At 72.6% G+C, this 11,311-nt stretch carries 9 protein-coding genes; 4 read left to right on the top strand and 5 right to left on the bottom strand.

What is annotated here, in order from left to right; translation table 11 throughout:
* Positions 1-32: 32 nt before the first annotated feature.
* Positions 33-2,864 carry a discoidin domain-containing protein gene (locus IIE03_RS07680; RefSeq protein ID WP_225997417.1) on the bottom strand — a complete coding sequence of 944 codons (2,832 nt, stop codon included), beginning with the start codon at positions 2,862-2,864 and terminating at the stop codon, positions 33-35.
* A gap of 144 nt (positions 2,865-3,008) precedes the next feature.
* Between IIE03_RS07680 and IIE03_RS07675 the strand changes: the two genes are divergently transcribed.
* On the top strand, positions 3,009-3,905 hold the full coding sequence (locus IIE03_RS07675) for a hypothetical protein (protein ID WP_225997416.1): 897 nt from the start codon (positions 3,009-3,011) through the stop codon (positions 3,903-3,905).
* Between the two features lie 87 nt (positions 3,906-3,992).
* Here IIE03_RS07675 and IIE03_RS07670 read toward each other — a convergent pair whose 3' ends face one another.
* Both IIE03_RS07670 and IIE03_RS07665 read right to left on the bottom strand, forming a co-directional pair.
* The gene (locus tag IIE03_RS07670) at positions 3,993-4,220 is read right to left on the bottom strand and encodes a hypothetical protein (RefSeq protein ID WP_192862147.1); all 228 of its coding nucleotides are present in this window, start codon (positions 4,218-4,220) and stop codon (positions 3,993-3,995) included.
* A 54-nt stretch (positions 4,221-4,274) separates the two neighbouring features.
* Positions 4,275-4,655 carry a DUF2255 family protein gene (locus IIE03_RS07665; protein WP_192862146.1) on the bottom strand — a complete coding sequence of 127 codons (381 nt, stop codon included), beginning with the start codon at positions 4,653-4,655 and terminating at the stop codon, positions 4,275-4,277.
* Between the two features lie 249 nt (positions 4,656-4,904).
* Here IIE03_RS07665 and IIE03_RS07660 point away from each other — a divergent pair, with 249 nt between their 5' ends.
* Together IIE03_RS07660 and bglS are read left to right on the top strand one after the other, a co-directional pair.
* Positions 4,905-6,227: a glycoside hydrolase family 6 protein gene (locus IIE03_RS07660; RefSeq protein WP_192862145.1), complete on the top strand. Its 1,323-nt coding sequence runs from the start codon at positions 4,905-4,907 to the stop codon at positions 6,225-6,227.
* Positions 6,228-6,414: 187 nt separating this feature from the next.
* The gene (bglS, locus tag IIE03_RS07655; RefSeq protein WP_192862144.1) at positions 6,415-7,197 is read left to right on the top strand and encodes a beta-glucanase; all 783 of its coding nucleotides are present in this window, start codon (positions 6,415-6,417) and stop codon (positions 7,195-7,197) included.
* A 22-nt stretch (positions 7,198-7,219) separates the two neighbouring features.
* Here bglS and IIE03_RS07650 read toward each other — a convergent pair whose 3' ends face one another.
* Both IIE03_RS07650 and IIE03_RS07645 read right to left on the bottom strand, forming a co-directional pair.
* A complete protein-coding gene (locus IIE03_RS07650) occupies positions 7,220-8,311 on the bottom strand; it encodes a LacI family DNA-binding transcriptional regulator (protein WP_192862143.1) in 1,092 nt (363 codons plus the stop codon).
* A gap of 28 nt (positions 8,312-8,339) precedes the next feature.
* On the bottom strand, positions 8,340-9,158 hold the full coding sequence (locus IIE03_RS07645) for a class I SAM-dependent methyltransferase (protein ID WP_192862142.1): 819 nt from the start codon (positions 9,156-9,158) through the stop codon (positions 8,340-8,342).
* 261 nt (positions 9,159-9,419) lie between these two features.
* On the opposite strand from IIE03_RS07645, the gene IIE03_RS26680 reads away from it, so the two are divergent.
* Positions 9,420-11,099: a LuxR C-terminal-related transcriptional regulator gene (locus tag IIE03_RS26680; protein WP_318842858.1), complete on the top strand. Its 1,680-nt coding sequence runs from the start codon at positions 9,420-9,422 to the stop codon at positions 11,097-11,099.
* Positions 11,100-11,311: the final 212 nt, after the last annotated feature.

The following is an 11,311-nucleotide window of genomic DNA, read 5'->3' as shown; positions in this document are numbered from 1 at the left end:
GCCGGCCCGGCTCGGCGGGCGCCCTCGCTCGCTCAGTCGCAGGTGGTGGCCGGGTAGCCGACCGTCACCTGCCGGTCTGCGGACGTCACCACGGCCTCGCCCGCGGGGATCGCGGTCTCGCGGGTGCGCAGCGGCGCCCACGCCGTCCTCCCCGGCCTGACGTGCCGCAACGTCTTCGTGCCGTACTCCGTGTCCACGACGACGCGGGCCCTCTCGTCACCCGCGTTCCGGACCTTCACGACCAGCCAGGCCTTCCTGCCGACGCAACGCGCCGAGGCCCCCGGCTCGAGCTCGGACACGGCCGTGCCGACCGCGAGCGCCGGAAGCTTGAGGTACGAGCCCGGCGTCCGGAACGTGATCCGTACGGCGGAGGCGACCACGGGGTCGAACGCGATGGACGTCGGGACGCCGTTGGCGCTCGGGGCGACGTCCTGCGCCGTCGTCGGGTGCCAGGTGCCCGCGTCGTCGCGGTACTCCACCGTCAGGGCGGTGATCGTGCCCTCGATGTTGGTGAAGCCGATCCGGTCGACGACGTGGTCGTCGGTGGGCTCGACGGTGAACGAGACCTCGTCCTGCTTGTCCGACTCGGACCAGGTGGACCAGGTCGTGGACGCGTCGCCGTCGCACGCGTTGCCCGGCGGGAGGGTCTCCCACTCCGTCTGGTGGAAGGTCGCCGACACCGTCGTACCGTCCGCGCGGCAGAGGTCGACGACGTCGTCGGCGCCCCAGATCTGTACCTCGGACACAGATTGCCAGGTGGTGGTCTCCGTCGTCAGCCGCAGGCGGAGCCCGTGGGTGGCGGGGACGTCGGACACGTCGAGGGCGGCGACGGGGGCCGGGGACGACGGGTCCTGCGCGAGGTCGACGCTCACCTCGGCCGGCGTCCACTCACCGGAGGCGTCGAGGTACTCGGCGGCGATCGTCGAGGGCCACGTGGCGCCTGATCCGTCCTTGTAGGTGTGGACGACGACCTGCTCGGGCCGCTGCGCGAGGGGCCACGTGAACGACAGGGTGCTGGAGAGCGGGTAGCCCGACGAGGACCAGTCGTCCCAGCCCTTGCCCTGCACGTTCCCGTCGACGAGCGTGGCCGCCAGCCCTTGGCGGCTGGACGCGGTGACCGCCGCCTCGGGGGCGAGGTTGGTGACTCCCTCCCGGTGCACGTCGATGGTGCGCGTGAAGGTGCGGCCGGGGGCGAAGTCCGCATCGGGGGCGAGCGTGCCCGTGATCGTCTGCGGGCCGAGGACGTCGTAGCTGGTCGCGTCCCAGGTGACGGCGACGTCGGTGGTCACGCCGTCGACCGTGACGGGTACGGTGGCGGGGAGCCGGTCGCCGAAGTCCTCGCCGGGCGCGACCCGGTCCGGCAGGCCGTCGTCGGCGACGCTCCAGATCTTCGTGCCGAGGCCCTTGTCGTCCCAGTAGCTCGCGTCCCAGCCGTCGGCCCAGCGTGCGGGGTCCTCCGTCGCGGGATTGCGCATCTCGGCGCGGCCGTTCTCGCCGACCGTGATCGGGAGCCACACGTACGTCGAGTCCGCCGCGCCGGAGTTCCAGCGGTCGCCCATGTAGACGAAGCGGCCGCCGCCGAGATCGAGCACGTCGGTGGACTGCGAGCCGAAGCTCGTGCGCCGCGCGTCGCCCACGGAGAGCAGGCCGTCGCCGCCCTCGGGGATGGCGTTGTACAGCACGTTCTCGTACGGGTCATCGGCCTCGACGCCGCGGATCCAGGTCCCGAACAGGCTGTCGGCCGTGTAGTAGGTCTCGGGGTTCGGCGACCATCCCGTCGCGCCGGACGCGACGGTGTAGTACTTCCCACCGTGCCGGAAGAGCGCGGGCGCCTCGAGGATGCCGCACTCCTTGACGATCTGGAAGTCCTCGCCGCGCACAGGCGCCTCCGCGGTGCCGTCGGCGAAGAGGTAGGGGTACCGCCCGTCCTCCGAGTACTGTCCGGCGTCGGCCTGGTCGACGTCGGTGGTGTGGGTGACGTTGGTGTAGCTCGCGTCGAGTTCGGCCACGTAGAGCGTGCGGTTCTCCTCGGAGGAGTACACGATGTAGGCCGTGCCGTCGTCGTCCTGGAACACCGTCATGTCGCGCGCCTGCCCGGGGACGGCCGCCGAGATGCAGTCCCGGTAGTTCTCGCGGTTCGGCATGCGGTAGACGCCGGTCATGCGGAAGGGACCCGTCGGGCTGTCCGACACGGCCACGCCCGCCATCGAGCGCGCGTACATGCTGCCGCCCGGTGTGGTCTGGCCGTCGGAGTGCCACCAGAGCACCCACTGGTCCGTGCTCTCGTTGTAGAGCACCTTGGGTCGCTCGAAGATCGTGGTGTGGTCGGCCGCCTCGTTGGTGTTGAGGTGGTAGTTCAGCTCGTCGATGCGCTCCTGGCGGGGCTCGCCCGCGTCGTCGACCGTGTCGTACAGGTCGTCGAAGTAGTCGGACTCGAGCTCGGCGGCGCTCGACACCGAGCGCAGGACGACGCCCTGGTCGATCCAGTTCCTCGTGTCGTACGACTTGTAGGCGTGCACACCGGGGCTACCGAAGTATCCGTTGCTGCGATCCTCGCCGTACCAGTAGTAGACGGTCTCGCCGTCCTCCTCGCTCTCGACGATGCCGCCGGCGTCGACCTCCAGGTCCTCCGCGGACACGGACACCACCTGGCCGCCGTGCGCCTGGATGTGGCGCCCGTTGTCGTCGAACCAGTAGGGCTGGAAGTAGTCCTCGGCCCCGGAACCGGGGTCGAGGATCGCCGGGTAGGCGTCGTAGGTGGTGGGTTCGCCCTCCGGCACGTCGGCGCTCACCGGCGCCGCCAGGGACACGACCAGCGCTCCCGTCAGGGCGCAACCGATCGCCGCGGTCTTGTTGGCTCGCAACATTCACTCCTTCGTGAGGGGCATCGCCGTCGGCACTCCGCGATGTTTACGTGAACATCATGGCGAGCGGAGGGCCGGGCGACAAGGGAGCGACCACATTTCGCCCACCCGGTACCCGGACCCGCGGCTCGCTAACCTGCCGACATGGATGCCGTGCAGCCACCCGGAGCCCCGAGGCGGGCCGTTCTCCGCGTGCGGCGCCCGCACGTCCTCGACCTCGCCACGCGCAAGTTCTGGCGGCTCGTCGGGCGTCCGGTCGACCTCGCCGGCGCCGAGTCGTGGCTGCGCGCCCCCGTGAGCCGCTCCCCCACCGTGGCCGACGGCTGGCCGGCCGCCGAGGCGGCCCACCACGGCGGCACCGCCGACGACGGCGACCCCACCGCCGGCCTCCTGGCCGCGGTCGCCGCGCTGGACGGCCCCGGGTTCGACGCGTCGGCGCTGCGCCCCGAGATCCGCGACTTCTACGAACACACCGCCGCCTGGCGCATGGACGTGTGGACCGGATGGTCCCCGCTGTTCTGGCCGGCCGGCGAGCTGATCGCGCGCCTGTTCGGCCGGCGCGTGGAGCAGCTCGCCCTGCCGATGCGTCCCCTGGAGGTGGCGCACGGCATGGACAGCCGCGTCATCGTGATCCGCGACCGCACCGGCGCACAGGTCTCCGCCGCCTGGCTGCGTACCCTGCGGCCCACGGGACGGTATGTGTTCAGCGGCTGCTACACCGCCCGGCTCCTGCCCGGAGCGGACCGGCCCGGCGTGCACGTCGCGTTCCCGCTGGAGTCCGGGAACGTCCAGGTCTTCCTCCGCCCGAGGGTCGGCGACGACGGCTCCCTCGTCCTGGAGTCACCGCCGGGCAGGTTCGGGCAGGACGGCGCCTACGTCGTCGTGCACGACGGCGGCCGCGACCACGCCGCCCGCGTCCCGCTCCACGAGACGTTCCACGTGTACGTCGACGCCGACGGCGTCCTGCGCACGGACCACGAAGTGCGGCTGGGCCGCACCTGGGTCGTGCGGCTGCACTACCGGCTGGAACGGGTGCGGTGATCGGGGCCGCCGCGGCCGGGCGCCCTCGCTACGCTACCGATCACACGGTCTCTACACTGCCGTCTGCACACGACGGGCATGCCCCGATCATGGCCCCGGGGAGCCGTTCTCCTCGTCCTTGCCCTTCGGGCGGGAGCGGAGGAGCATCGCGAACACCGGGAAGAACGCGATCCCGATCGCCATGAAGGCCATGTTGTCGAGCGCCACGCCCAGGGCGACGCCGATGCCCACCGCAAGCGCGATTCCCGCGCCCCAGTTCCAGTCGGCCGTCGAACTCGCGGCGTTGCCCGGCCCCTCCGGTTCTTCGTGCGTCATTCCTCCACCGTAGGCGCCCTTCGCGAACGAGACCTCCCCCGCCCGGCGGAGGTCTCAGTCCTCCGGGACGGCGCGCAGCGTCGCCTCCACGAGCCCAGGGCCCACCACGGTGTCCACGATGCGCCGGTCGTACCGGCCGTACTTGGTCCGGTAGACGTCGTCGAGGGCGGGGTGGACGTCGTCGTCCTCGGGGACCTCGAAGCGCACGTCGCGCTCCACGCCGCCCACCCGAACCCGGCCCCTGCCCGACGCCTTCGCGCGGCGGAACCACCCGTTCTCCGGCCCGTACGCCGAGCGGATGTAGACGTCGTCGTCCAGCCGGGCGGCCCAGATCGTCACGTACGGGCGCAGCGTGCCGTCGCGACGGTAGGAGGAGACCCGCAGTTCGTCCGTGGTGTCGACCCGCTCCAGCTCTTTCTGTGTCCAGATGCCCATGACTGTTCCCAACGCGCGGGCGGCGCCGGGCAATCCCCAGGCGCGCTGTCACCTTCACCAGCACCGGACCACCCGTGCACCGTGCACCACGAACCGCACGGCCCGGTCGCGGCACCCGCCAGCCTTGACAGGTCTCCCGGGCACGCAGGAAGATGGCCGGACTGGAAGCGCTTCCATGATCGTCCAGTTCGTTGCACCACCGGAGCGAGCACGCAACGACGCGTTCGCAGAACCTTGGGAGATTCCCACATGGCACCATCGACCCTTCGGCGCCGGCTCACCGTCGCGCTGACGGCCTGCGCTCTCGGCGCAGGCCTGCTCAACGGCAGTACGGCCTGGGCGAGCGACGACGTCCTCACCCCGGAGACCGAATTCCTCACCAACCCGCAGAGCTCCACCAAGGAGGCGGCGCGGGGGCTACGGGGGCAGGCCAAGCGGGACGCGCTCCTGCTCAGCAAGCTGCCCAGCGCCACCTGGTTCACCGACGGCACCCCCGCCGGGGTGGAGCAGGACGTCCGGAAGCTCGTCCGGCGCGCCGGCGACAAGGTGCCCGTCCTGGCCGCCTACAACATCCCCTTCCGCGACTGCGCCCTCTACTCGGCGGGCGGCGCCCTCGGTGTCGAGGAGTACAAGGCGTGGATCGACGGCTTCGCGGCCGGGATCGGGAACCACGAGGCCGTCGTCGTCCTCGAGCCGGACGGGCTCGGCGTCATCCCCTGGTACACGACGCTGGAGGGACAGCTCGAGCGGTGCCGGCCGCCGGAGTACGACCCCGAGACCACCGGTCGGGACGCCGCGGCGGAGCGCTTCGAGATGCTCAACTACGCGGTCGACCGCCTCGCGCAGCAGCCGAACGCCGTCGTGTACCTCGACGGCACGAACCCGGCCTGGCTCGCGGTGGGCGAGATCGCCGACCGCCTCGTCAAGGCCGGCGTCGAGCGGGCGGACGGGTTCTTCCTGAACGCGTCGAACTATCTGCTCACCGAGAACAACGTCAGCTACGGCACCTGGATCTCCCAGTGCATCACCTACGGGACACAGGTCGTCCCCGGTGACTTCCTCAACTGCGGCAACCAGCACTGGAACGGCGGCCCGGCGAACGACTGGAACGGCGTGGCGCTCACCCATCAGGGCGTCTGGAGCCCCGACGCGACGGACCCGACGCTGAACACCGCGGGCATCGAGTCGCGGTTCGACGCCATCCTCGGCGACACCGAGCCCACCACGCACTTCGTGGTCGACACCAGCCGCAACGGCCAGGGCCCCTGGGCCCCGCCGGCCGATGTCTACCCCGACGCCGAGACCTGGTGCAACCCGCCGGACCGCGGCCTCGGCCTGCGGCCGACGGCCGACACCGGTGAAGAGCTGGTCGACGCCTTCCTGTGGATCAAGATCCCGGGCGAGTCCGACGGCGAGTGCTTCCGCGGCCTCGGCGGGCCCGAGGACCCCGAGCGCGGCAGGATCAACCCCGCCGCCGGCCAGTGGTTCCCCGAGCAGGCGCGTGAGCTGATCGCGCTCGCCGACCCCGTGCTCGAGCGCCACGGGAAGCGGTGCCCGAAGCCGAGGCACTGAGCATGCCTCCGGGTGGGCCACCCCGGCGCGTGGCCCACCCGGGGACCGCCGTCGGCGACGGCATCGGGCCGTCGCCGGACGGGACGGGGCGCCGTACAGGAAGGGAGGCCGACGCCCGCCCGACGAGCGCCGACATCCTGGCTGGACGCCAGGATCCCACGCACCACCGGTACCAACGGAGGTACTCATGCGATCGACGACGACGCATCACCGCACCACACCACGCCGTGTCTTCCTGGCCCTGACCCTGGCGCTCGGCCTCTCCGCGGCCCCCGCCCTGACGCCCCCGGCCGAGGCCGCCATCGGCGGCAGCTTCGTCGACAACTTCGACGGACACAACGGCGGGCGCTGGCACAAGGCCGACGGCTGGTCCAACGGCGGCATGTTCAACGCCGGCTGGCGCGCCGACCACGTCTGGCACAACGGCGGGGTCATGGGCCTGAACCTCAACAACACCCCGTGCCCGGGTGGCTGCTCGGGCAAGCCGTACGCGTCCGGCGAGTACCGCAGCAACGACCTGTACTCCTACGGGCGCTTCGAGGTCCGCATGAAGGCGGCATCCGGTTCCGGGATGGTGACCTCGTTCTTCACCTACACCGGGCCGAGCGACGGTCAGCCGTGGGACGAGATCGACGTCGAGATCCTCGGCAAGAACACCTGGCAGATGCAGACCAACTACTTCACGAACGGCGTCGGCGGGCACGAGACCACGATCAACCTCGGGTTCGACGCCGCGGCCGGCTACCACAACTACGCGATCGAGTGGTGGCCCGGGGGCACGATCAACTGGTTCGTCGACGGCCGCCTCGTCCACCAGGAGGACGGCTCACGCGGCCCGCTGCCGACGCGTCCGCAGCGGATCATGATGAACCTGTGGCCGGGGACCGGCGTCGACGGCTGGCTCGGGCCGTTCCACTACACGGGCCAGAAGACCGCCACCTACGACTGGGTGCGGTACACGCGGTACTGACGGAGCCCGCCCGGCGGGAGGGTCACGCCCCGGCCCTCCCGCCGGGTGCCGAGCCTCGCACGACCAGCCGCGTCGGCAGGATGATCGGGGTCGGGGACTCACCGCCGATCAGGCGCACCAGCATCGTCGCCATCTCCTGGCCGAGACCGCGGATCGGCTGGCTGACCGTGGTGAGCGCCGGCTCGGTGTGGCGCGCGATCTCCAGGTCGTCGAAGCCGACCACCGCGACGTCCTCCGGCACGCGGCGCCCGGCCGCCTTGAGGGCACGCAGCGCGCCGGCGGCCATGTTGTCCGAGGCGGCGAAGACGCCGTCGATGTCAGGATGTGCCCCCAGGAGCCGCTCCATCGCCCGGGCCCCGCCCTCGAAGCTGAAGTCGGCGTGCTCGACCCGGTCGGCGGGCAGCCGCTCCACCGCCAGGGCGTCGGCGAATCCCTGCTGCCGGGCGACCGACGCCTCCAGGTCCGTCGGGCCGCCGATCGTCGCGATGCGCCGGCGTCCGGAGCTCAGCAGGTGCTCCACGGCGACACGGGCCCCGCCGCGGTTGTCCACGTCGACGTACCAGCGGGGCTCGCCGTTCAGCGGCCGGCCGCCGAGCACCACCGGCAGTTCGGTCGCCGCCGCGACCCGGTTCAGCGGGTCGTCCCCCCGCAGGGCCATGAGCATCACGCCGTCGGAGCGGCGCGACCGCAGGAGCCGCTCGAGCCGGGCCTGGCCGCGCTCCGAGGAGGCGAGCAGGAGCGTCAGGTCCAGCTCCGACCGGTCCAGGGCTCCGGCCACCCCGACGAGCACCTGCGAGAAGAACGGGTCCCCGAACAACGCCGGGTCGTCGTGGGAGACCGCGAGCACCACCGAACCCACCGTGCTCGTCGCCAGGGCGCGCGCCGTCGCGTTCGGGACGTAGCCGAGCTCGCTCGCCGCCCGCGCGACGGCCTCGCGCTTCGCGGGGCTGACGTTGCGGACGTTGTTCATCGCACGGGACGCCACGGAGCGCGAGACGCCCGCCCGCCGGGCGACCTCCTCGAGGGTGGGCGCCTTGAGCACCTGGCCCGCGCTCTGGTGCGGCGATCTCTCGCGATGGCGGTCCGCTCGACCGGCCGTCGTCGGCTCTGACATGCGGCCCAGCCTAGTGTTCCCGGTCGGGTCACCGGTCTGGCGTCGCGCCGTGTGCGACGTGGCCGACGACGACGTGGCCGCGAAGCGGGGCCGCGACGCCGTCCGGATTCTCGAACTCCGCCAGTTCCGACCGGGCCCGCTCCCGGATCCTGCCGTAGGTGGCGTCGTCGATCCGGCCGCCCAGCGGTGATCCCTCGACCTCCGTGGCGACCATCTCGTCGACGGACCCGAAACGGGCGGTGCCGAGGTGGGTGCGCAGGTCGAGGTCGTGCAGCCCGGCCGCCGTGAACAGGGACCGCAGCTCGCCGAGATCCCCGCACGACCAGTAGGCGTCGAGCAGCGAGGCGGCGTCCGGCCCCGCCTCGTCGACGGCCACGTCGACCAGGCGCCGGTAGGCGGGCTGCTCGGTGATGCCCGCGGGCACCACGATGCCCACGGTGCCGCCGGCGCGGGTGACGCGGGCCAGCTCGGCGACGGCACGGGCCCTGTCGGGCATGAACATCAGCGACATCTGGCACAGCGCGACGTCGAAAGCCCGGTCGGGGAAGGGCAGGTCGGCCGCGTCGCCCTGCTGCCACCTGAGGTCGGGCCGGATGCGGCGGGCGACGGTCAGCATCGCCTCGTTGAGGTCGAGGCCGACGACGGCGCCGTCGTCGCCCATCCGGTCCGCCGCGGTCCGGGCGACGATCCCGGTGCCGCAGGCGACGTCGAGCACCGCCTGCCCCGCGCGCACCGCCGCGGAATCCACCAGCAGCGGCGCCCATTCGGCGAAGATCGCGGGGACGAACCGGGACTCGTACACCTCGGCCGCCTCGAGCGAGATCTGGTACGTCTCTGTTTCGGTCATGGCGGGCTCCTCTCAAGCCGGTGGCCTCGGCCGGTGCGGCCTCCAGGCCGGTACGTCCGAGAATGGCGCGCGGCCGGTCGGGAAACATGGGTGCGCGCACCTATTCGTCCACGGGGTCGCCCCGTGCGGGGGCCGGCGGTGCGCCGTGAGACGGACCCCGTCCAGGCCGACGGCCGCTCACGCGTGGGCGCTCTCGTCGACGCCGTCGCCGCGCTCGACGACCGACGGCCGCTCACGCGTGGGTGGGATGATGAGATCGCCATGACACGGACCGTGGACGACCTGCTCGATGCCGGTCGCGCTGCGCTCGCCCAGGGTGACTGGACGCGGGCACGCGCGGTGCTGTCTCACGCCCTGGAGCGGCAGGAGAGCCCCGAGACCCTCTACCACCTCGCGCGGGCGGTGGAGTGGTCGGGCGACTACCGCGCCGCGGTGGACTACTACGAGCGCGCGTTCGCGGCGTACCGCGCGCGGGCCGAGACCCGGATGCCCGCGCTCATCGCCGGCCGGGAGCTGAGCTTCCTGCACGCCGCCGTCTACGGCAACGACGCCGTCGCGGCGGGCTGGCTGGCGAGGGCGCGGAGCCTGGCCGACGAGGCGAGCGACTGCGTCGAGCGCGGCTGGGTCGAACTGGCCGAGGCGCTGGCGACCGACGACCCGGCCGAGAAGGCGGCGCACGTGCACGCCGCGGCCGGGATCGCCGACCGGTTCGGCGACACCGATCTGCGGTTCTGCGCGCTGGGGCACCGCGGTGTGATGCTGGTGCTCGCCGGCCGGATCACCGACGGCATGCGGCGGCTCGACGAGGCGGCGACGGCCGCGGCCTCCGGCGAGATCCCCGACCACCTCACGGCCGGCGAGATCTACTGCCACATGCTGACCTGCTGCGAGCTGGCCCTCGACGTCCGCCGCGCCCAGCAGTGGATCACCATCGCCACCACGTTCGGCGACCGTGTGGGCGCGCCGTGGGTGTCGGCGATCTGCCGCACCCACTACGGCGGCATCCTCACGGCGGCCGGGCGGTGGGCCGACGCCGAGCGCGAGCTGAAGTCCTCGATCGCGCTGTACGACGCCAGCTACGGCGCCCTGCGGTCGAGCGCGATCGTGCGACTGGCCGACCTCAGGGTGCGGCAGGGACGCTACGACGAGGCGGCGCGGCTCCTGTCCGGGTTCGAGTTCGACTCGTTCGCGGTGCGCCCGCTGGCGCGGTTGCACCTGGCACGGGGCGAGTACGACTCGGCGCGCCGGATCCTCCGCCGGGCACTGGCCGCGTCCGCACCGCACCCGCTGCAGGCCCCGGAGCTGGCGCTGCTCGCCGAGGTCGAGGTCGCCGCGGGTCGGCTCGACGACGCACGCTCGGCCTGCCGCACCCTGGCCGCCGTCACCAGGGAAGCCGACGTGCCCAGGATCGACGCGCTGGCCGCCTACGCCGCCGGGATCACGGCGGCAGCGGCCGGCGAACCTGACGCGGCCGCCCGTCTGGAGACGGCCCTGGCGGGGTTCGCGGCGGCCGGTCTCCCGCTGGAGACGGCACGCACCCGGCTCGCGCTCTCGCGTCTGCTGGCCGACACCGCGCCCGAGGTGGCGGTCGCCGAGGCGCGGGCGGCGCTGACGGCCTTCGACGAGCTCGCCGCGACGGCCGACGCCGACGCCACCGCGAGCCACCTGCGCCGGCTCGGCAGCCCCGGCAGGCCCGCCCCGCGCGGCACGGGGGCGCTCACCCACCGCGAGTCCGAGGTGCTGCGCCTGCTGGCGGAGGGACTGTCGAACGAGCAGCTCGCGCAGCGGCTGTTCCTCAGCAAGCGGACGGTGGAGCACCACGTGAGCAACATCCTCGGCAAGCTGGGCGTCACCACCCGCGCCGAGGCCACGGCTCTCGCCCTGCGTGCGCTCCCGGGCGACCTCGCGGCCGCCCCCGCGCCGTCCCGGAAGGCCACGTAGCACTTCCCTCACCGCGCCGTCGCGGAAGGCCATGTAGCTCTTCCCTCGCCGCGCCGTCACGAGAGGCCATCCGTTCGCGCACGGCCGAGGGCACGTCCCCCTCCCGTCCGAGGTGCCGTTCTCATGGCCTCGGCCTCCACCGGACGGCGACTCTCGTAAACCTTGCGACGCAAGCCTTGTATCGCAAGTCTTGCTATGCAAGACTCTCCTCC

The organism is Myceligenerans pegani (assembly GCF_014892515.1).
GTDB lineage: Bacteria > Actinomycetota > Actinomycetes > Actinomycetales > Cellulomonadaceae > Myceligenerans > Myceligenerans pegani.
This window is presented reverse-complemented; position numbering and strand designations above follow the sequence as displayed.

What these genes read in the sequence shown, in the direction of transcription:
- bglS (WP_192862144.1), top strand. Translation starts at nt 6,415, where the DNA reads ATGCGATCGACGACGACGCATCACCGCACCACACCACGCCGTGTCTTC.
- IIE03_RS07650 (WP_192862143.1), bottom strand. Translation starts at nt 8,311, where the DNA reads ATGTCAGAGCCGACGACGGCCGGTCGAGCGGACCGCCATCGCGAGAGA.
- IIE03_RS07645 (WP_192862142.1), bottom strand. Translation starts at nt 9,158, where the DNA reads ATGACCGAAACAGAGACGTACCAGATCTCGCTCGAGGCGGCCGAGGTG.
- IIE03_RS07675 (WP_225997416.1), top strand. Translation starts at nt 3,009, where the DNA reads ATGGATGCCGTGCAGCCACCCGGAGCCCCGAGGCGGGCCGTTCTCCGC.
- IIE03_RS07670 (WP_192862147.1), bottom strand. Translation starts at nt 4,220, where the DNA reads ATGACGCACGAAGAACCGGAGGGGCCGGGCAACGCCGCGAGTTCGACG.
- IIE03_RS07660 (WP_192862145.1), top strand. Translation starts at nt 4,905, where the DNA reads ATGGCACCATCGACCCTTCGGCGCCGGCTCACCGTCGCGCTGACGGCC.
- IIE03_RS26680 (WP_318842858.1), top strand. Translation starts at nt 9,420, where the DNA reads ATGACACGGACCGTGGACGACCTGCTCGATGCCGGTCGCGCTGCGCTC.
- IIE03_RS07665 (WP_192862146.1), bottom strand. Translation starts at nt 4,655, where the DNA reads ATGGGCATCTGGACACAGAAAGAGCTGGAGCGGGTCGACACCACGGAC.